At 72.4% G+C, this 19,727-nt stretch carries 17 protein-coding genes; 8 read left to right on the forward strand and 9 right to left on the reverse strand.

The features are described 5' to 3' along the window. The first annotated feature begins 21 nt into the window (after positions 1-21). The 5 genes from valS (at position 22) to ACFYL4_RS13235 (ending at position 6,087) form a co-directional block, all read left to right on the forward strand. Positions 22-2,595, forward strand: coding sequence for a valine--tRNA ligase (gene valS / locus ACFYL4_RS13215; RefSeq protein ID WP_387518488.1), 2,574 nt, complete (start codon positions 22-24; stop codon positions 2,593-2,595). Between the two features lie 143 nt (positions 2,596-2,738). Further along, entirely contained in the window at positions 2,739-3,185 is a 447-nt protein-coding gene (gene dut / locus ACFYL4_RS13220) for a dUTP diphosphatase (RefSeq protein ID WP_387518625.1), read from the forward strand. Positions 3,186-3,245: 60 nt separating this feature from the next. Further along, positions 3,246-4,070, forward strand: a complete 825-nt coding sequence (locus ACFYL4_RS13225; protein ID WP_357761525.1) for a DUF3710 domain-containing protein — start codon at positions 3,246-3,248, stop codon at positions 4,068-4,070. Between the two features lie 65 nt (positions 4,071-4,135). Further along, positions 4,136-4,876 (forward strand): PIG-L deacetylase family protein, encoded by a 741-nt coding sequence (locus ACFYL4_RS13230; RefSeq protein ID WP_387518489.1) that lies wholly within the window; start codon positions 4,136-4,138, stop codon positions 4,874-4,876. A gap of 413 nt (positions 4,877-5,289) precedes the next feature. Continuing rightward, positions 5,290-6,087, forward strand: a complete 798-nt coding sequence (locus tag ACFYL4_RS13235; protein ID WP_387518490.1) for an alpha/beta hydrolase — start codon at positions 5,290-5,292, stop codon at positions 6,085-6,087. A gap of 12 nt (positions 6,088-6,099) precedes the next feature. On the opposite strand, the gene ACFYL4_RS13240 is transcribed toward ACFYL4_RS13235, so the two are convergent. After that, complete coding sequence (locus ACFYL4_RS13240; RefSeq protein ID WP_387518491.1) at positions 6,100-7,230, reverse strand: serpin family protein; 1,131 nt, start codon at positions 7,228-7,230, stop codon at positions 6,100-6,102. Positions 7,231-7,467: 237 nt separating this feature from the next. On the opposite strand from ACFYL4_RS13240, the gene ACFYL4_RS13245 reads away from it, so the two are divergent. After that, a complete protein-coding gene (locus tag ACFYL4_RS13245; RefSeq protein ID WP_387518492.1) occupies positions 7,468-8,238 on the forward strand; it encodes a DUF3159 domain-containing protein in 771 nt (256 codons plus the stop codon). Between the two features lie 57 nt (positions 8,239-8,295). Here ACFYL4_RS13245 and ACFYL4_RS13250 read toward each other — a convergent pair whose 3' ends face one another. Together ACFYL4_RS13250 and ACFYL4_RS13255 are read right to left on the reverse strand one after the other, a co-directional pair. After that, the gene (locus ACFYL4_RS13250) at positions 8,296-9,012 is read right to left on the reverse strand and encodes a TrkA family potassium uptake protein (RefSeq protein WP_357761508.1); all 717 of its coding nucleotides are present in this window, start codon (positions 9,010-9,012) and stop codon (positions 8,296-8,298) included. Further along, positions 9,005-9,691 (reverse strand): potassium channel family protein, encoded by a 687-nt coding sequence (locus ACFYL4_RS13255; RefSeq protein ID WP_387518493.1) that lies wholly within the window; start codon positions 9,689-9,691, stop codon positions 9,005-9,007. Before ACFYL4_RS13255 ends, ACFYL4_RS13250 begins: the two co-directional genes overlap by 8 nt. 229 nt (positions 9,692-9,920) lie before the next feature. Between ACFYL4_RS13255 and ACFYL4_RS13260 the strand changes: the two genes are divergently transcribed. Continuing rightward, complete coding sequence (locus tag ACFYL4_RS13260; protein ID WP_387518494.1) at positions 9,921-11,216, forward strand: class I SAM-dependent RNA methyltransferase; 1,296 nt, start codon at positions 9,921-9,923, stop codon at positions 11,214-11,216. Positions 11,217-11,263: 47 nt separating this feature from the next. Here the strand turns inward: ACFYL4_RS13260 and ACFYL4_RS13265 are convergent, their stop codons facing one another. Continuing rightward, positions 11,264-13,624, reverse strand: a complete 2,361-nt coding sequence (locus ACFYL4_RS13265) for a M64 family metallopeptidase (protein WP_387518495.1) — start codon at positions 13,622-13,624, stop codon at positions 11,264-11,266. A 537-nt stretch (positions 13,625-14,161) separates the two neighbouring features. Here ACFYL4_RS13265 and ACFYL4_RS13270 point away from each other — a divergent pair. Beyond that, positions 14,162-14,668, forward strand: coding sequence for a hypothetical protein (locus tag ACFYL4_RS13270; RefSeq protein ID WP_387518496.1), 507 nt, complete (start codon positions 14,162-14,164; stop codon positions 14,666-14,668). A 49-nt stretch (positions 14,669-14,717) separates the two neighbouring features. On the opposite strand, the gene ACFYL4_RS13275 is transcribed toward ACFYL4_RS13270, so the two are convergent. The 5 genes from ACFYL4_RS13275 to ACFYL4_RS13295 form a co-directional block, all read right to left on the reverse strand. Further along, positions 14,718-15,647, reverse strand: a complete 930-nt coding sequence (locus tag ACFYL4_RS13275) for a DMT family transporter (RefSeq protein WP_387518497.1) — start codon at positions 15,645-15,647, stop codon at positions 14,718-14,720. A gap of 190 nt (positions 15,648-15,837) precedes the next feature. Continuing rightward, positions 15,838-17,388 carry a hypothetical protein gene (locus ACFYL4_RS13280; RefSeq protein ID WP_387518498.1) on the reverse strand — a complete coding sequence of 517 codons (1,551 nt, stop codon included), beginning with the start codon at positions 17,386-17,388 and terminating at the stop codon, positions 15,838-15,840. Continuing rightward, positions 17,385-18,290 carry an ATP-binding cassette domain-containing protein gene (locus ACFYL4_RS13285; protein WP_387518499.1) on the reverse strand — a complete coding sequence of 302 codons (906 nt, stop codon included), beginning with the start codon at positions 18,288-18,290 and terminating at the stop codon, positions 17,385-17,387. The genes ACFYL4_RS13280 and ACFYL4_RS13285 overlap by 4 nt, the downstream gene beginning before the upstream one ends. After that, a complete protein-coding gene (locus ACFYL4_RS13290; protein WP_387518500.1) occupies positions 18,287-19,087 on the reverse strand; it encodes a zf-HC2 domain-containing protein in 801 nt (266 codons plus the stop codon). The genes ACFYL4_RS13285 and ACFYL4_RS13290 overlap by 4 nt, the downstream gene beginning before the upstream one ends. Continuing rightward, the gene (locus ACFYL4_RS13295) at positions 19,084-19,674 is read right to left on the reverse strand and encodes an RNA polymerase sigma factor (protein WP_357764448.1); all 591 of its coding nucleotides are present in this window, start codon (positions 19,672-19,674) and stop codon (positions 19,084-19,086) included. Before ACFYL4_RS13295 ends, ACFYL4_RS13290 begins: the two co-directional genes overlap by 4 nt. Between the last annotated feature and the right edge of the window lie 53 nt (positions 19,675-19,727).

Genomic DNA, 19,727 nt, shown 5'->3' on the forward strand with positions numbered 1-19,727 from the left:
CGGAGGGCTAATATTGCCCGCATGACCAACCGCTCTCATTCCTTCCGCATGCCCGACAAGCCTTCGCTGGACGGTATCGAGGCGAAGTGGGTGGACGTATGGGATGAGTCCGGCGTCTACCACTTCGACCGCACGCGCAGCCGCGAGGACGTCTACTCGATCGACACCCCGCCCCCCACGGTGTCCGGATCGCTGCACATCGGCCACGTGTTCTCCTACACGCACACCGACACCGTCGCCCGCTTCCAGCGGATGAACGGCAAGGCCGTCTTCTACCCCATGGGCTGGGACGACAACGGTCTGCCCACCGAGCGCCGCGTCCAGAACTACTACGGGGTCCGCTGCGACCCGTCGGTCCCCTACGACCCGGACTTCCAGCCCCCGCACAAGCCCGACCCCAAGCGCCAGGTCCCCATCTCGCGCCGGAACTTCATCGAGCTGTGCGACATCCTCACGGTCGAGGACGAGAAGGTCTTCGAGTCGATCTGGCGCCGTCTGGGGCTGAGCGTCGACTGGCGGCACACCTACGCCACCATCGACGGCAACTCCCGCGCCGCCGCCCAGCGCGCCTTCCTGCGCAACCTGGCCCGCGGCGAGGCCTACATGTCGGAGGCGCCCACCCTGTGGGACGTCACCTTCCGCACCGCCGTGGCCCAGGCCGAACTGGAGGACCGCGAGCGTCCCAGCGCCTACCACAAGGTCGCGTTCCACAAGCCGGACGGCACCCCGGTCCACATCGAGACCACCCGCCCCGAGCTGCTGGCGGCCTGCGTCGCCCTGGTCGCCCACCCCGACGACGAGCGGTACGCGGACCTGTTCGGCACGACCGTGACCACCCCGGTCTTCGGCGTCGAGGTCCCCGTGCGGGCGCACCACCTCGCCGACCCCGAGAAGGGGTCCGGCATCGCGATGATCTGCACCTTCGGTGACACCACCGACGTCACCTGGTGGCGCGAGCTCCAGCTGGAGACCCGCCCCATCATCGGCTGGGACGGCCGCGTCATCGCCGACCCGCCCAAGGGCATCGAGTCCGACGCCGCCCGTGAGGCCTACGCCCGCCTGGCCGGGGCCACGGTCCACACCGCCCGCGAGCGCACCGTGGAGCTGCTCCGGGAGAGCGGCGACCTCGTCGGGGACCCCAAGCCCATCACCCACCCGGTGAAGTTCTACGAAAAGGGCGACAAGCCCCTGGAGATCGTCACCACCCGCCAGTGGTACATCCGCAACGGCGGCCGTGACGAGGACGTGCGCGCCCAGTTGCTCCGGCGCGGCCGTGAGCTCACCTGGTACCCCGAGCACATGCGCCAGCGTTACGAGAACTGGGTGGAGGGGCTCAACGGCGACTGGCTGATCAGCCGCCAGCGCTTCTTCGGCGTCCCGTTCCCCGTCTGGTATCCGCTGGACGCGGACGGCAACCCTGACTACGACGCGCCGCTGCTGCCCTCCGAGGACCAGCTGCCCGTCGACCCCAGCTCCCAGGCACCCGCCGGGTACACCGAGGAGCAGCGCGGTCGCGCGGGCGGGTTCATGGGCGACCCGGACGTCATGGACACCTGGGCCACCTCCTCGCTCTCCCCGCAGATCGCCTCCGGCTGGGAACGCGACCAGGACCTGTTCGAGCGGGTCTTCCCGATGGACTTCCGCCCGCAGGGCCAGGACATCATCCGCACCTGGCTGTTCTCCACCGTGGTGCGCGCCCACTTCGAGAACGACAGCCTGCCCTGGAACACCACCGGCATCTCCGGCTGGATTCTGGACCCGGACCGCAAGAAGATGTCCAAGTCCAAGGGCAACGTCGTCACCCCGGTCGCGCTGCTGGAGAAGTACAGCTCCGACGCGGTCAGGTACTGGGCGGCCAGCGGCCGTCTGGGCACCGACACCGCCCTGGACGAGGGCCAGATGAAGATCGGCCGCCGCCTCTCCATCAAGATCCTCAACGCCAGCAAGTTCGTCATGTCGGTCGCCGGCGAGAACTCCACCACCGATCCGGCGCGGGTCACCGAGCCCCTGGACCGCGCCATGCTGGCCGCGCTGGCCGACGTGGTCGAGGAGGCCACCACGGCCTTCCGGTCCTACGACCACACCCGTGCCCTGGAACGCACCGAGCGCTTCTTCTGGGACTTCTGCGACGACTACCTGGAGCTCGTCAAGACCCGGGCCTACGACGCCGAGTCCGACGAGGGCGCCTCCGCCCGCGCCGCGCTGCTCATCGCCCTGGGCGCGCTGCACAAGCTGTTCGCGCCCTTCGTCCCGTTCGTCACCGACGAGGTCTGGAGCTGGTGGCAGGAGGGTTCGGTGCATGCGCAGCGCTGGCCCGACGCCGCCGAGTACCGCACCGCGGCCGCCGGCGGCGACCCGGCCGTGCTGGCCGCCACCGCCGAGGTCCTGCGGGCGGTGCGCAAGGCCAAGTCCGAGGCCAAGCTGTCGATGCGCGCCGAGGTCGACCTCGTCCGCGTCCGTGGCAAGCAGGCCGAGGCCGCCAGCGCCGCCTCCGGTGACATCGCGGCCGCCGGGCGAGCCACCGGGGTCGACTTCGAGGCCACCGACGACGCGGAGCTGACCGTGGCGGTCACCCTCGCCGCGACCACCGAGTAGTCCGCGGCGAACACCCGGCCCGGGGGCGGGCCCGAACACGGTTCGGGCCCGCCCCCTCGTTACGGCACGCTGGACACCAAGGCAGCGCCCCGGGAGCGATAGGCTCGGCGAATGTGAGTACCTCATCCCTGGAGGACGGGCGGATGACCGTCGCGGTCCACCGTCTGGACCCCGACCTCCCCCTGCCCTCGTACGCCCACCCGGGTGACGCGGGCGCGGACCTGTACGCCGCGGTCGACGTCCGGCTCGAACCCGGGCGGCGCGCCACCGTCCCCACCGGCCTGGCCATCGCCCTGCCCGACGGCTACGCGGCCTTCGTCCACCCCAGGTCGGGGCTGGCCGCCCGGCACGGGGTCACGGTGGTCAACGCCCCCGGTACCGTCGACGCCGGATACCGGGGGGAGATCAGGGTGACCCTGCTCAACACCGACACCGACACCCCGGTCACCATCGCGCGCGGCGACCGGATCGCGCAGATGGTGATCCAGCGCGTGGAGCGGGCGGAGTTCGTCGAGACGGACACGCTCCCCGACTCGGTGCGCGGTGCGGGCGGTTTCGGTTCGACCGGGGGCCACGCCGCGCTGCGGTGAACGTCCCCTGACTCCCCGGTGTGATCCCGGGACCTACGGAAGAAGCGGAGAGGTGAAGGCGTGTTTGGACGCCGCCGCAAGAAGCGGGACCAAGAGACCGAGAGAGCCACGGAGGAGCAGGCCCGGCCGAAGCGGCGGGGAGCCGCCGGCGAGGTCTCCTTCGACAACGAGATCGAGCCGGTGCGAGCCTCCGCGGAGCCCGCCAAGGACGCCGACCAGTACCGGGCGACCGGGCCGTGGGACTCCACCGAGGACGCCCCCGAGGCCAGCCGGATGGACCTGGGCAGCATGCTCCTGCCGATGGAGCAGGGCACCGAGATCCAGGTGAACGTCGCCCAGGACAAGCAGAACAAGCAGAAGATCATCGGGGTCACCCTGGTGCGCGGCAAGACCGCGCTCCAGGTCCAGCCGTTCGCCGCGCCCAAGTCCTCCGGGCTCTGGGAGGAGATGCGTGAGGAGCTGCGCGAGCAGGTCACCAAGCAGGGCGGCAAGGCCGAGGACCACGACGGTACCTTCGGCCCCGAGCTCCAGGCGGTCATCCCCATCAAGGGGAAGAAGACCGACGACGGCCGACAGCTGGGCCAGCGGGTGCGCTTCATCGGTGTCGACGGCCCCCGCTGGGTGCTGCGCGGCGTGATCCGGGGCGAGGGCGCGAGCAAGCCCGAGGTGATGGCCGAGATCGAACAGGTCTTCGCCAACATCGTCGTGGTGCGCGGCGACCAGCCTGTTCCGCCCAGCGAACTGCTCCAGATCACGGTTCCCAAGCAGATCCAGGAGCAGATGGCGGCCGCCGCCCAGCAGCGCGCGGCCCAGCACGCCGCCCAGCACGGCAACGCGGGTGGTTCGCCCAACGGTTCGGCGGGCGGACCGCCCTCCGTTTCCTGAGGTTCCGGACCACCCGGCCTGTGGACAACCGAGTCCGGGGCGCGCCGTTCCGTAGTGTGGGTCACATGGCTCAGACGACGAAGAACAGCGCCCCCCGGCCGTTGCCCGAGGACTGGGGCCGCGCCCTGGCGGTGGTGGCCCATCCCGACGACCTGGAGTTCGGGGTCTCCTCCGCGATCCACCGCTGGACGGCGGGCGGCCGGGAGGTCGTGGAGTCCCTCGTGACCAGGGGCGAGGCCGGGATCGACACCCTGGACCCCGAGGCCTGCGCGCCCCTGCGGATGGCCGAGCAGCGGGCCTCGGCGGCGGCGGTGGGCGCGGCCGCCGTGGAGTTCCTGGACTTCCCGGACGGCACGCTGGAGTACGGGCTGCCGCTGCGCGCGGCGCTGGCCGGGGTCATTCGCAGACACCGGCCCGACGTCATCGTCTCCATCAACTTCCGCGAGCGCTTCGGCGGGGGCGTCGGGTTCAACCACGCCGACCACCGGGTGCTGGGGCCCGCCCTGTTGGACGCGGTCCGTGACGCCGCCAACCGGTGGGTCTTCCCCGAACAGCTGGCTGAGGGGCTGGAGCCCTGGCGGGGTGTGCGCTTCGTCGCCTTCGGGGCGGCTCCGGACCCCACCCACTACGTGGAGCTCGGCGAGGACGACCTGGCCGCGGGCATCGCGTCGCTGGACGCGCACGAGGTGTACCTGGCCAACCTGGACGGCTTCGACCAGCGCACCTTCCTGCGGGAGGGTGCCGAGCGCGCGGGGGAGTGGGCGGGAGTGCCCCTGGCCACCTCCTTCGAGGTCTTCGAGACCTGACCCGGCACCGCGCACGCGTGTGTCCGTCGCCTACGACCTGGTGCGCGCCAGCGTCCCGTCCGGCTCCGCGCACGCGCGTCCGTCTGGCTTCCCGGGCACGGATGGCGCGGACGGCCGCTACCGCTCCGCGCGCGTCAGCCGCGAGCGTGTTGGTAGAGGTGTCGCCGGTGGGCCACCGCGCCGCGCACGCGTGCGTCCGGCGGGGCGGACCGGGGAGGGTCGCGGGGCCGGGGACGCCGTGCGGTGTGACGCTCCCATGACCGGTCGACGGTAGGGCGACCCCGAACGGAGGCGTGCGCGGTGCGATGGTCCCATGGCGGACGGGGGCGCCCCCCGGTGAGGCCGGACGGCGTGCCTCGAACGGTGAGTACGCGTTCGGCCCCCGGTCCGGCGCGAGAACGAGGGGGAGACTCATGAGCGGTGACGGCACGGTGGAACGGAGCGGGCGGGGCCGCCGGTCCGTTCGCGTCCTGTGGTGGACGCTGGCGGTGTTCGTGGCCCTGCTCCTGGTGGCGCTCACGGCCTTCGCGGTGTGGGCGCTCACCCCGTACCGGGCAGAACCGGGGCCGCTGGCCCGGGCCGAGCGGGACCCCGCCGTGGTCGTCGAGAGGCTCTCCGACGGTGTACTGATCTCCCCGGCCGGAGAGGCCTCGGGAACGGGGGTGGTCTTCTACCCCGGCGCGCGGGTCGAGGCCGACGCCTACGTCGCCTCCTGGGTGCCGGTGGTGGCCGAGAGCGGCGCCACGGTGGTCATCCCGGACCTGCGCCTCAACCTCGCCCTGCTGGACTCCGCTCGGGCCGAGAGCGCGGTGAAGTCCGCCCCGGAGGTCACCGAGTGGTACCTGGGGGGCCACTCCATGGGCGGAGCCTTCGCCGCCCTGCACGTGGGCTCGGGGAACGGCGACACCGAGTGGCGGGGGCTGGTCCTGTGGGCCACCTACGCCGTCGAGAGCGCGGGCCTGGCCGAGCGCGACGACCTCGAGGTGCTGTCGGTGGCGGGCGGCCGCGACGGGATTCTTTCCCCGGAGGAGGTCGCCGAGCACAGACCCCACCTGCCCGAGGACGCCCGTACCGAGGTCGTCGAGGGCATGAACCACGCCCAGTTCGGTGCCTACGGCGCCCAGTCGGGTGACGCCGAACCGGAGCTGGACTACGAGCGGGCGCACGAGGCCGTCGCCGGGGTCACCGCCGCGTTCCTCCTGGGCGGCTGACCCCGGCGGCGCTCACCGTGCCGGGCCCGGGTCCACGGGGTCGGTGATCCGGCCCGTGAACAGGAGCGCCCCCCGGCGGCGCAGCACGAAGAGGAAGGGCTGGTCCACGCGCAACTCCAGAGGCGGCGGGGGCACCGCCGCCGACATGAGCATGACGGCGGCGGTGGCGGCCGCCCCCTCGGCCCCCTTCTCGTCCACGCTCAACACGGCCTGGTGCACGATGGCGTCGACCTTCAGGGGTTCGTCGCCGATCCCGCCGAAGTCGGCCGCGTCGGTGGCCAGGGTGCGCACCCGGGAGGGGGTGGCGGCGAGGGGGTCCAGCAGCGCGGTGTCGGTCTCCACGGCGAAGCGGGGCAGGGTCAGGCTCACCTGTTCCCTGCGACGCGCCCGGTACAGCCCGCGCAGCACCTTCGGGGTGAGCGTCGGCAGCGGCGTACGCCGCCTACCGGGGGAGTCCGGGACGATCACGTCCAGGGCCAGCCCGTGCTCCCCCTCCAGGGTGACCATGCGCAGACCCGCGTGGGCCGCGTGGTCCATGGGTCCGGTGCGCTCCATCGCGGGGACCGGGTGCGTGCGGTCGGGTGCGTGGAAGTCGCGCTCACGGGTCAGGGCGACGTCGAAGGGGTGGGCCCACACCATCCGCACCCACAGGGCGTTGACCAGCAGCATGCGCACGTCGGGGTGGACGGTGCCGGGGGCCAGCAGTTCGGGAACCAGACCCCGGGTGACCTCCGAGACCCGGGCGTTGACATCGACGCGTACGCCCTCGGCGTCGCCCCGGAAGTCGACCCGGTCCACCTCGGCGCCGGGGCGGGCCCGGACGTGCTCCTCGAAGTCCGCGCGCAGCGCCAGCCCGGCGGGGACGTACAGGCCGTTCAGGGCGGCCAGGTCCACCCCTCCCGTTTCGGTGACGGCGGAGTCCAGGACCGCCAGGTGGTGCCGAGGGTCGCCGGTCACGGAGGCGACCAGATCCACCAGTTCCCTCCTGGTGTCCCCGCCGGCTCCAGTGGCCAGCAGACCGAGCACGGCGCCGACCGAGTACGGGGACCACACGTGGGAGGCCCCCTCACCGACCAGTTCGGGGTCCAGGGCGAGGGCGAAGCGGAGGTGCTCCTCGTCGGGTTCTTCCTGCCGGGTGGTCATCGGGCGACTCCTCACGAGAGCGGGTGGGCCGCCAGCGTACGGAAGGGGCGCGACCGGAGGCCAGGGGACGGGGTGAGAACGGGCACGCCGCAACACCTGACAAAGCCGGGCAAGCCCGTTCGGGTGCGGCGTTCGGCGGCCGCGAACGCCACTCCCCGGCTGTGACAGGTCGCATAGGGTGGTGCATCATGGCTGGCGGCCGTACAGGCCGCGCGGCGACACCGGAGCGGGAGCGGGATGACTGAGCAGCAGCGGGCCTCCGAAGAGGCGGCCCAGGCGCAGGCCGAGGATCGGGCCCAGGAGAGGGCGCCGACGCCCGCCGTCACCGAGGGCACGGTCGAGGCCCTGGTCCGGACCAAGCTGGCCGAGGCTCTGGGCGGCAAGCGCGGCATGGTCGAGACGGCCGTCCCCACCCTCACCTTCACGATCTCCTACATCCTGGGTGAGGACCTGCGGCTGTCGATCATGCTCGGGGTCGGGGCGGCCCTGCTCCTGGGCGTGGTCCGGCTGGTGCAGCGTTCCTCGTTGCAGTACGTCTTCACCAGCCTCTTCGGTATCGGCCTGGCGGCGGTCTTCGCGATGCGCAGCGGCAACGCCGAGGACGCCTTCCTGCCGGGGATCATCTACAACGCGGTCTACGCGGTGGTGCTGAGCCTGTCGGTCCTGGTCCGCTGGCCGGTGATCGGTCTCATGATCGGCCCGTTCATCGGGAACCGGGAGGACTTCACCTCCTGGCGCCAGAACCCGGCCGTGGTCACGCTCGCCTCCCGGCTCACCTGGCTGCTGGTGCTCCCGTGCGTGATCCGTGTCCTGGTGCAGTACCCGCTCTGGCTCGCCGAGACCAACGACTGGGCCAACACCTTCGCCCTGCTGGGTCTGTCCAAGGTGGCGATGGGCTGGCCGCTCCAGGTGGCGGCCTTCGCGGGCATGGTGTGGGTGCTGGCGCGCGGCCGCACCCCGCTGGAGGCCGAGGAGGCCGACGCGTCCGGGGCGTCCGAGGAGCGCTGAACGGCGGGAACGCCGGGAGCGGACGGCGGCCCGGCCCGGCCGCCGCCGTGGCGCCGGTCAGTCCCCGGTTTGGTCAGCGCCGGTGTCCTCCTCGTCCACGACCCGCTCCAGGAGCTCCTCCAGGAGCCCCAGCGCGTCCGGCTCGGCCAGGAACACCACGGTGTTGCCCACGGACAGGACCTGATCCGGGGAGGGCGGGCGCACCCCGCCGGGTCCGACCACCGCGACCAGGGCCACCCCCTCGGGCAGCTCGGCGGTGAGGTCGCTCTCGGGGCGTCCCTCGAACGGGCTCGCCGCGTGCAGCACCGACTCGGCGATCTCGGCGCCGGGGAGCGGTGGCAGGCCTCCCTCGTCGGCGTAGACCTCCTCCTCACCCGCTCCCTCGACCAGGTCGGCGATCAGACGCGGCGGGGAGACCGCCAGGTCCACGCCCCAGGAGTCGTCGAACAGCCACTCGTTGGCCGGGTCGTTGATCCGGGCGATGACCTGGTCCACGGAGAACTCGGTCTTGGCGAGCAGCGACACGACCAGGTTGACCTTGTCGTCACTGCTGGCCGCGATGACCACGTCGAAGTCGCCCAGGCGCGCGTCCTCCAGGGTGGACAGCTCGCAGGCGTCGGCGAGCAGCCACTCCACCTGGGGCAGGTCGTCGACCCCGATGGCCCGGGTGTCCCGGTCGATCAGCAGGACGTCGTGCCCGTTGCCCGCCAGCTCCGTGGCGATGGAGCGGCCCACGCTCCCGGCTCCCGCGATGGCGATCCGCATCTCACCCACGCCCCGTCTCGTCCTCGTGCCGCCCGAGCAGACGCTGGGACAGGTCGGCCATGTCCCGGGAGTGTCCCACCACGTGCAGCACGTCGCCCTCCGCGATGGTCCCCTCCGAACGCGCCAGCACGATGCGCCCCTGTCGGACCAGGTACACCACGCGCAGCCGGAAGTCGTCCTCCAGCTCGGAGAGGCCGCGCCCCACCCAGCGATCCGGTGGTGTCAGCTCGTTCATGGCGAGGCTTCCCGAGGCGTCCTGCCACTCGGGGGCGGTGCCGAGCCGGTCGTCCCCGGGCACCAGCCGACGCAGGATGGCGTCGGCGGTCCAGCGGACCGTCGCCACGGTGGGGATGCCCAGGCGCTGGTACACCTCCGCGCGGCGGGGGTCGTAGATGCGGGCCACCACGGCGCCGACCCCGAAGGCCTCGCGGGCCACCCGGGCCGCGATGATGTTGGAGTTGTCGCCGTTGCTGACGGCGGCGAACGCGGAGGCGCGTTCGATACCCGCGCTGACCAGGACCTCCCGGTCGTGGCCCGCGCCGCGCACCGTGTGTTTGGCCACGGTGCTGCGCAGGCGGCGGAACGCCTCCGGGTCCTGGTCGATCACCGCCACCGAGTGACCCAGGTCCACCAGGGTGTGCGCCAGCGTGGACCCCACGCGGCCGCACCCCATGATCACGATGTGCACCTCGTCCGTACCCCCGTCGGATAGCCGTCCGCCCTCGGGACACGGGCAGACCCGCGTGCCCCGGCGTTCCCACCTTGGCACACAACGCTCCGGACCGCGTGACCACCCCGGCCGCGTCGTGCTCGTGTACCAGCGCGGGGACTACCCCGGGGCCGGTAGATTGGGGTCGGTTGGTGGCTGTGCGCGCAGGGTCACCCGGAACACGACCCGACCAGCGAAGGACACCGCCATGACCCGTGTGGGCACCGAGATCGAACTGACCGTGGACGACGTCGCCCACGGGGGATGGTGCGTGGGCCGACTGGACGACCAGGTCGTTTTCGTCCGTCACGCCCTGCCCGGCGAGCGCGTCCGGGTGCGCGTCACCGAACGGACCACCCGCTTCCTGAGGGGCGAGGCCGTCGAGGTCCTCACCGCCTCCCCGGACCGGGTGGAGGCCCCGTGCGCCTTCGCCGGGCCCGGCATGTGCGGGGGCTGCGACTGGCAGCACGCCACCCTGGAGTCCCAGCGCCGGATGAAGGCCAAGGTCGTCGCCGACCAGCTCAGCCGGATCGCGGGTATCGACCGCGACGTGGTGGTCGAGGAGCTGCCCGGAACCCCGGACGGCCTCGGCTGGCGCACCCGGGTGCGGTTCTCGGTGGACGAGGACGGCCACGCCGGTCTGCGCCGCCACCGCTCCCACGACATCGAGCCGGTCGACCAGTGCCTGATCGCCCACCCGGGTGTGCGCGAACTCGGCGTGACCGAGGTCAAGTGGGAGGACATCCGGGAGGTCGAGGCGGTCGCCTCGGCCACCCGCGCCGACCGCGCGGTCGTGGTCACCCCCACCACCGCGAAGCTCGGCACGCTGCCCGAACTCAAGGCCTCCAGCGCCGTGCTGCGGCGGTTCAAGGGCGGCCGGGTGCAGTCCGTGCGGGGCCGCAAGGGCGTGCGCGAGAACGTGGCCGGTCGCGAGTACCGGGTGGGGGCCGGTGGTTTCTGGCAGGTGCACCCCGCCGCCGGCGAGACCCTGAGCGCCGCCGTCCTGGACGGTCTGGAGCCCCGCGAGGGCGAGACCGCCCTGGACCTGTACTGCGGAGCGGGCCTGTTCACGGGCGCGCTGGCCGAGGCAGTCGGCCCCGAGGGGCGGGTCATGGGTGTGGAGAACGGTGAGAACGCCGTCCGCGACGCCCAGTACAACCTCAAGGAGCTGCCGCAGGTGCGGATCGAGCGCGCCGACGTGGCCAAGCAGATGCGTGAGTGGGCCGACGTGCGCGCCGACGTCGTGGCGTTGGACCCGCCGCGCGCGGGCGCCGGTGTCGAGGTGGTCCGCAAGGTGGCGGGTATGAAGCCGCGCCGGATCGCCTACGTCTCGTGCGACCCGGCGACCCTGGCCCGTGACCTCGCGGAGTTCGACCGCGCCGGGTACCGTCTGGCGGGCCTGCGCGCCTTCGACGCCTTCCCGATGACCCATCACGTGGAGTGCCTGGCGGTCCTGGAGCCGGTGAAGCTGGCCCGTCGCCACCGGGAGGCGGAGCAGGACTAGCACGCCGCCCGCGCACCGGAGGTTCCTCCGGTGCGCGGGCGGTGGTGTCACAGGTCGGAGCACTGCCCCGCGACGGAGCCCGTGACGTCGTTGGCCGCGCCGAAGTCGGCGACGGCCCGGCTGTTGCCGGAGCAGGACAGCGAACCGCGCACGGTGTTCGCTGCCATGACCGGTCCGTATCCCTCGTCGCCGCCGGTCCAGCTGGCGGCGGGGACCTGGGTGTTGCCGTTCAGCGCCAGCGAGCCGGAGAACGCCGAGCCGAGCAGCGTCACCTCCGACGTCGTGCCGGTGATCGACACGGCGCCGTTCACCTCGGTGCCGGAGAGGCGGACGGTGTGGGCGCCGGAGGCGGTCAACCCGCCCCGCACGGAGCCGCCCCGCACCACCAGGGACGCGCCCTCGGCCACGGTGACGCCTCCGCGCACGTCGGCGCCGTCGAGGCAGACCACACCCTCGTCGACGTCCAGTCCGCCGTTGACCCTGCCGGTGACGGTCTCGGCGCACTCGAGCTCCGTGCCGGGCACGACCGTCGCCCGGAACGACTCGGCGCCGCCGATGTTGCCCGCAGAATCGATCGCCCGGTGTTCCACGGTGTGGGTGCCCCAGCCGGGCTCGTGGGAGTCCACCTCGAAGACCGCCATGGACAGGCCGCCGCTGCCGAGGCTTCCGTAGACGAGGTCGTCGACGTTGGTGCCGTCCGGGGTGAAGCGGAACGGCGCCCCGGAGTCCTCGGGCCAGCCGTAGTAGTGGTGCCAGCCGTCGCCGTCGACCCGGAACTCGCCGACCACGTGGCCCTCGCCGTCGTCCTCGGGGGACAGGCGCATGGAGAACTCGTTGAGGAACAGGTGGTGCTCGCCGCCGGAGACGGTGGCCGCGGCCTCGGAGAGTTCGCGGGGCGCGGTCGGGTCGGTGGCGTCCACCGTCCAGGTGAGCGACTCCGAGTCCGACCCCGCGGGGTCGGTGACGGTCGCGGTCAGGACGTGGTCACCGGCCGACAGGTCGAACGCGCCCAGGTCGAGAGTGCGTCCGTCCGCGGAGGTGGACACGGTCTCCCCGTCCAGCTCCCACGCGACCTCCATGAGGCGGTCGGTGGGGCGGGTGGTCTCCGCGTAGACGACCTCGGTGGCGCTGACCGCGCGCTCGGTGTCGCGGTGGCGGGTGAATCCGGCCTGGGCCTCGACCGGCTCCTGGGCCGCGCCCACGGTCCAGGTGCGTGTCTGGGTCATCGCGGGGGAGTCGCGGATCGCCGGGTCGCGGACGAACTCGGTGGGGTCCTGCACTCGGACGCTGATCCGGGTCCCGGCGTCCAGGTCGAGCCCGGCCAACTCCAGGCCGCGTGCTCCGGAGGCCTCGGCGAGTTCCTCACCGTCGACCGTCCAGGTGTAGTCCAGCTCGTGGTGGACGGGGTGCGGTCCCTCGACCCACACGGCGTCCTCGGCGCCCACCTCGCCCTCGGGAGTGGAGGAGACAGGCAGGGTCGCCTGGTCGCGCAGTCCGGAGATACGGCGGGTCATCACCTCGCGTCCGACCTGGTCGAAGTAGTAGCCCAGGGTCTTGAGCATCGAGTGGTTGCTGGGACGCCACACTCCCTCGGAGTGGTAGAGGCCGCCCTCGTGCCCGTCGGCGTCGGCCGCGCCGATCACGCCGCCCGACTCGCTCTCCTCACCGAGCCAGCGCCACCACTTGGCCTCCTCTTCGAGCATCCGCTCGGAGGACATCAGGGTGTGGTGGGCCGAGGTGGGTTCGGCGCCGGTGTAGCGGCCCAGGCTGGTGTCCCGGAAGTAGTAGGGGTACTCGTCCTGGAGCCCGCCCAGGGAGTGCGCCAGCTCGTGCGGGCTGATCAGCGCGGAGAGGGCGTTGCCGGAGGAGGCGGTGGCCAGGCGTCCGCCCGCGCCTCCGTAGGTCTCGCTGTTGGCCAGCGCCAGGATCTGCCGGTTGTTCGCGGGCACGCCGGGGACCAGGTCGGCGGCGGCGTTGGCGGCCGACGCGTCCACGGTGAGCAGGCGTTCCAGGGCCGACTCGTCGCAGCCGTTGAAGAAGCCCATGCCCAGGGCGGTGTCGCGTTCCTCCCAACCGTGGGCCGGGTCGCAGTCCACGCCGGACTCCGCCGAGGGCGTCTCGACGAGGTAGACGTTGAAGTAGTTCCGGTAGGAGCGGAACGGCTCGATGCTCCACTGCACGTTCAGGTGCTGGTCCACCTGCTCGCGGAAGAGGGGCATCTCCTCTTCGGTGTAGCCGTCGCCGAGCAGGACGAGGTTGAACCGTTCGGAGGGGTCTCCGGTGACCTGGAGGGGCACCACGGAGGCTCCGTCCAGGGCGGAGGCCTCGGCGGGGGCGTCCGTGACGTCGAGCACGGCGGCCGTGGCCAGCAGGGACAGGGCGGCCAGGGCCGCCGCGGATCTGCGCAAGGGGTGTCCTTCTGATTCAGGGGATGCGGGGGATGTTTGCCGGGAAGCGTACAGACGTTCGCGTGGCGTCTACCAGGGAAAGGGCCATAAGCACTTCGATAACGCGCACCGTGCGGGTACCGCCGTCCAGGGTGCGGGCGGTGCCCGCACCGGTGACCAGACCGGCCAGGGTCGCACCGGTCACCGGAAGGCGCTGACCGGGCCCGGCGCGTGGTCCGGACATCGCTGTCGTACGTCCGCGAGGGGCTGGCAATTCGGACATAATGATGGTTCATCGTTCCTGCCTCCCGCTCAGGCCCATCAGCCGAGAGGTTCCCCCTTTGAACGTGCGCATCCCCCTGCCCACACGTGTCGTGGCCGCGGCGGTCGCCGCCCTCCTGTGCGCGAGCGCGTGCACGGTGCCGGTGGGCGAACACGTGGCCGACACCGAGGCCTCGCCCTCGCCCTCACCGTCTCCCTCGGAACCCCGGAGCTGCCGAGTTCATCGCGGCGGCCGACGAGCAGGGGTGGGACGAGGCGTTCACCGACGTCACGTGGATGGACAAGGAAGCGAACACCAGGGCGTACGCACCCGTCGGCAAGGACTTCCGCGCCCTGCTGTACGCCGTCTCCGCCTTCGCCGAGCTGGAGGAGGCCGTGGAGGAGGGGGACGAGCGGGCGCTCTTCCAGGCCGTGCGCAGCCACGACCTGTACGTCGACGGCGTGGCGAGCGACGTGGTCCACCACGCCTTCGAGGCGCTCGACTTCCCCCACGCCGATGAGGTCGCCCCCATGGTCACACGCCTGGAGGGCGGCATTAACGGCGGTGCCTGCACTACGGCCTGCGTGGTCGGGACGGACGTCGAGCCGGGCACCTACCAGGTGGACAACTTCGGCCTGGGCCTGTTCACCGACGCCTACTGGGAGGTGACCGCGTCCGACGGCGGCATCATCTCCAACGACTTCCTCACCTCGGCGCAGAGCGTCACGGTCACCATTCCCGCGCACGCGGGCCAGTTCAGCGAGCGCGGGTTCGGAACCGGGTTCTGGGTCCGGGTCGGCTGACCCGCACCGGGCGGAGCCGCGAGGTCGCGAGGGCTCCGCCCGGCCGGGCTCAACCGCGCGGGCGCGGCCGCCGGGGCGCCTTCAGGACGGCCAGTCCCAGGGCCAGCACCACCAGCCCCGCCCAGGAGACCAGGGGAAGGCGCTCACCCAGCAGGGCCACGCCCAGCAGCGCCGCCACGGCGGGTTCGGCCAGGCTCAGCGTGGTCGCCGTGGACGCGGAGGTGTACCGCAGGCCCACACCGAACAGCCAGTAGGCGAGGAAGACCGTGAACAGGGCCAGGTGCAGGGCGACCAGCGCGCCGCTCACGGTCGCCAGCCAGGCGGTCCCGGCGACCAGCACCACGGGCAGAACGAGGAGGCCGCCCCCGGCGAACATCGACCCCATGACCGCACCCGAGCTGTGCCCGCGCCGGATGAGCCGCTGGGCGATGATCGCGTACAGCGCGTACGAGAACCCGGCGAGCAGCGCCAGGAACACGCCCGTGGCGTTGGTCGGGGCGGGGACCCCGGCCAGCCCGGGCCCCAGGACCAGCACCGCGCAGCCGACCACCGCCGCCGCGGTGGCGGTCACCCAGCGGGCGGTCGGCCGGGTCCGGTCCGCGCACCAGGCGAGCAGCCCGGAGAAGACCGGGGCGCTGCCCAGGGTGATCACGGTGCCGACCGCCACCCCGGTGCTGGCGACGGCCGGGTAGAACGACAACGGATACCCGGCGACCGCCACCGCACCGAGGAGGAGCGTCCATCGCGTGCGGGTGTCCGCACCGGTGACCAGGGCCATGGAGCCTCGGCTGGCGAGGAAGAGCAGGAGCCCGCCGAGGACCAGACCGGCGGAGCCGATCGCGGCCGGGTGGGCTCCGTCGGGAGCGAAGGAGCTGGCGGTTCCGGTGGTGCCCCACAGGACGGCGGCGCCGAGGATGGGCGGCGCGCCGCCGGTGAGTCGGGGCCGGGCCGTCGTGGTGGGGGTGTTCTGGTCTGGCATGTGCGTACCTTCCGTCTGGACGCCTGGAGAGGAGTTCGTCGACGGGCGCACGACGGACGGGGCCGCTCACCGGTGCGGTGGGGCCTCGTAGCTCGGGGTGGTCAGCGTGTGCGCCCGGTCAGGCGGACAGCGGCGGAAGGACCCGGTGCCAGTAGGTGTTCATCCCGCCACGGTAGCGTGCGCCGTCCGGTCAGCGGCAGACGGGGCCCCGCCAGTCACCGTCGGGTGGGAGCGGAGGTCCGTACCAGGAGTCCGCTTCCCAGTCCGGGCCGGGGACTGCCCCGTCTCCGGTGAGGGGGAGTTCCAGAAGCTCCGCCAGCTCCTCGGTGGGGGTGTCGGCGGAGACCAGGGTCTCCCAGTGCTCGTCCACGACGGTGGCGACGTCCTCCGGGGGCAGCTCCAGCAGCGTCCGCGTCAACCGCAGGTCCAGGGGCGAGGGCCGGAACCGGGGCAGGAAGGCCTCCACCGCCCACCTGCTCTCCGCGGCCGGAATCTTTCCGGCGCCGGAGACCAGCCAGGCCCCCACCACGATCCTGGCCTGTCCCGAGGCCTCGCACCAGGGGTCGTACAGGCGGGGCAGGCCCAGGACGTTCGTGGTGAAGTCGGAGACCAGATCGTCATGGTGGTAGCGGGCCCCGGGCTCCCAACTGTCGAACAGGAGAACCGTTCCGCGCGGAGGAAACGGTTCGTCGGTGCGGGGGAACTCCAGCGCGCCGGGCTGGAACTCGCGCACGTCGCGGCGCAGGTGCTGGGAGCCCTGCCACACCGTGGGCATGCTGTCCCGCGCGCGTTCGGGTATCCGCTCCACGGTCGGCGCGAGCGCGGCGTGCCAGTAGTCCACCCAGGAGTCGTACCCGGGCAGCGGGCAGTAGGTGACGCCCTCCCGGACCCGGCACGGGTCGGCCTCGGCGCCGTACACCTCATGGTCGGTGAAGGGTGTTTCGTAGGTGTAGGAGCGCTGGGCGTGCACGTCGACGCTCACCATCCCGGCGAGCAGAAGTGCCGCCACGCCGACGGACGCGGGCCGTACGAGCCGCGTGTTCCTCTTGCGGGCCAGCGCGACCGTGAGGAGGAGGGCCGCCAGGAACACGACGTGCAGCAGGGAGACCACACCGAGCCGGGTCACGGAGGGCTCGTCGACGGGCAGCGGGTCCAGCAGCCAGCGGGCCAGCTCGTTCAGGCGCCGTAGGAGTTCCTCGGCCCGTGCCCCCATGGACGTGACCGTGTACAGCAGGTACGCGGGGATGAGGAGGAGCAGCAGCACGAGGGGGGTGTAGGAACGGGTCCAGACCGCGCTGACCAGTGCCCCGATCGGCCCGCACCAGCTCAGGACGACCAGTGCCGCGACGGCGAACGGGCTGGCCGTCCCCGCGATCGGCTCGGGGCCCCTCAGTGCCAGATGGGCGATCAGGAGACCCGCGCACACCGAGGTGACCAGGACGGACGCCAGGAGCACCGACACCAGGCGGGCGCGTGCCGTCAGGGGTGGGGCGAAACCCTCCGAGTACCGCACCTCTCGGAGCGCGGGGAAGGTCGTGACCGCGAACATCACCGCGGACATCCCGACGATCTGGATTCTGACCTGGCTGATCAGATCCTTCCAGGTCGGGAGCGCCGGGTAGTAGGAGGAGGACGCCAGCACGACCAGGGTCGCGGGTACCAATGCGAGGAACACCGGGCTCAGCAGGAGGTGCCGCAGGTTGAACCCGGTCAGCGCCAGGAACGTCGGGACCCGGCTCACCGGGTGGTGCCCCGCGCCCCGGTGAGGAGGAGGTAGGCGTCCTCCAGGGAGGGCTCGACCGGGACGCGGGTCGTCGAGTCCGGGTTGTCCGCTCCCTCGGGGACGAGCACGCGGTACCGTCCGTCCGCCAGGCGCCAGGAGGTCACGCCCCGCTCGGGGCGCACACCCTGTTCCCACACCCGCCCGCGCGCACGGGCCACCAGCTCCCCGGGCGTGCCGTCGAAGATCACCCGGCCCTGGTCCAGGCACAGCACCCGGCGGCACAGCGCGGAGACGTCCTCGATCTGGTGGGTGGAGAGCACCACCGTGCTGTGCACCGCGAGTTCGGAGACCAGGTCGCGGAAGCGGATGCGCTGTTCGGGATCGAGCCCGACGGTGGGCTCGTCGAGCAGGAGCAGTTCCGGATCGCCGAGCAGCGCGGCGGCCAGGCCCAGGCGCTGGTGCATCCCGCCGGACAGGCGTCGCACCCTGCTGTGCCTGCGGTCGTACAGGTCGACCCGGCGCATGGCGCGGCGGACCTCGTCGTGGCGTGCCCGGCGCCCGCCGAGTTCCTTGAGCACCGCCACGTAGTCGAGCAGGCCGAACACCGTGAAGTGCGGGTAGAACGTCGGGACCTGCGGCAGGTAGCCCATCCGGCGGCGGATCTCGGTGCGGTCGACGGCCCGCTCGGGGTCGCGTCCCAGCACCCGCATCCGTCCGCCGGTGGCGTCCAGGTCGGTGGCCAGGCAGCGCATCAGCGTGGTCTTGCCCGCGCCGTTGCGCCCGAGCAGCCCGGTCACTCCCGGCCCCAGGTCGAGGTCGATCCCGTCCAGGGCCCGGCGCGTGCCGTAGCTGCGGACCAGGCCGCTCACGCTGACCCGGTTCCCGGTCGCGGGCCCGCCGACGGTGGTGCCGGTGCTCACGCGGTCCTCACCCGGATCAGGATGATCCCGGCCAGTACGGCGAACACGGTCGCCCAGCTGGCCTGCGCGGCGGGGGAGAACAGCAGCAGGGGGTCGAGGCCGTCGGCGGAGCCGAGGAGGAACAGGGCGAGAAGCCACGCGGAGCCGACCACCCCTCCGGCGGCCGAGAGGGCCATCCAGCGGCTCAGCGCCAGGCACCCGGCCACCATGGCCAGCGCGGGCAGCAGCCAGAAGACCGCCTCCGCCAGTGACGTGACCGCGGGCATCAGGAACGCGGCCGAGGTGCACAGGACCAGGGCCGGGACCAGCACCGCGGCGGTGCGCAGGAACAGGAGCCGGTATCCGGCCAGGGGCGTGACGGAGGTGAGGGTGTGCGCGGGGTCCACCCCGCGACCGTAGGCGAGGGCGACCCCGATCAGCGGAACGACGGGCGCGGTGAAGGAGAACAGCAGCGAGCCGCGCGGTACCTCGTGCGCGACCACCAGCGCCATGGCCAGCACGAGCACGGTGGCGCCCAGCCAGGCCCGGTAGAGCTGCGGGGTGGCGGCCAGGAGCTTGGCGGTGTTCTCGCGGAGGCCGACGGCGGTGAGCGCGCGTTCGACCAGGCCGCGCCTGGGCTGGTCCACGATGTCGCGCAGGTCGGCCCAACTGCGGTCCAGCCACTCCTGGTCGGCGGGCAGCAGGGAGCGGCAGCGGGCGCAGTGGGTCAGGTGGGCCTCGGCGGACATGGCGGTGACGTCGTCGGCGGTGTGCGCCGCGTACCGGTGGAGTTGGTCGTGGGTCAGGTGCCAGCTCATGTGGTCAGTGCCTCCCGTAGCCGCGCCTTGGCGCGCATGACCCGTGTCTTCACGGTTCCCTCGGGTATCTGAAGGATCTCCGCCGCCTCCCGCACGGTCAGGCCGTCGAGGACGGTGGCCTGGATCGCCGAGCGCAGTTCGGGGGAGAGCTGGTGTAGGGCGGCGCCCAGGGGGCCGTGCTCGATGTTGAGCAGCACGGTGTCCTCGGCGGAGGCGTCGCCGATCGTCTCGTACGGTTCGGGATCGTTCTCGGCGATCCACCGGTTGGCGCGTTTGCGCAGTTGGGAGATGAGTTGTCGGATCGCGATGGTCCACAGCCAGGCACCGGCGTCGCTGTCACCCGGGCGGGGGGTGAACGAACCGGCGTTGCGCCACACGGCCAGGAAGGTCTCCTGGAGCGCGGCGTCGAGCTGGTCGTTGTCGGAGCAGCGGTAGCGCAGGCGGGTCCGTAGCCAGGGAGCGTGTCTGCGGTGCAGGATCTCCAGGGCGTCGGTCTCCCCGGCGGCGACGGCGGACAGCAGTACGGGGTCCGTGCTGTCGGGGCCGTAGGCGGGTGCGCGGCGTCGCGCGCGGCGGAGAAGCTTCACGTGGGGTGCTATCGCGGGTCGGGGGCGGAACGGTTCGGGTGGGGGGAGGGCCG

The organism is Nocardiopsis sp. NPDC006938, assembly GCF_042869555.1.
Classification (GTDB): domain Bacteria; phylum Actinomycetota; class Actinomycetes; order Streptosporangiales; family Streptosporangiaceae; genus Nocardiopsis.

Coding starts and splice junctions, on each gene's coding strand:
- valS (WP_387518488.1), top strand. CDS start 22: ATGACCAACCGCTCTCATTCCTTCCGCATGCCCGACAAGCCTTCGCTG.
- dut (WP_387518625.1), top strand. CDS start 2,739: ATGACCGTCGCGGTCCACCGTCTGGACCCCGACCTCCCCCTGCCCTCG.
- ACFYL4_RS13230 (WP_387518489.1), top strand. CDS start 4,136: ATGGCTCAGACGACGAAGAACAGCGCCCCCCGGCCGTTGCCCGAGGAC.
- ACFYL4_RS13235 (WP_387518490.1), top strand. CDS start 5,290: ATGAGCGGTGACGGCACGGTGGAACGGAGCGGGCGGGGCCGCCGGTCC.
- ACFYL4_RS13240 (WP_387518491.1), bottom strand. CDS start 7,230: ATGACCACCCGGCAGGAAGAACCCGACGAGGAGCACCTCCGCTTCGCC.
- ACFYL4_RS13245 (WP_387518492.1), top strand. CDS start 7,468: ATGACTGAGCAGCAGCGGGCCTCCGAAGAGGCGGCCCAGGCGCAGGCC.
- ACFYL4_RS13260 (WP_387518494.1), top strand. CDS start 9,921: ATGACCCGTGTGGGCACCGAGATCGAACTGACCGTGGACGACGTCGCC.
- ACFYL4_RS13270 (WP_387518496.1), top strand. CDS start 14,162: ATGGACAAGGAAGCGAACACCAGGGCGTACGCACCCGTCGGCAAGGAC.
- ACFYL4_RS13275 (WP_387518497.1), bottom strand. CDS start 15,647: ATGCCAGACCAGAACACCCCCACCACGACGGCCCGGCCCCGACTCACC.
- ACFYL4_RS13290 (WP_387518500.1), bottom strand. CDS start 19,087: ATGAGCTGGCACCTGACCCACGACCAACTCCACCGGTACGCGGCGCAC.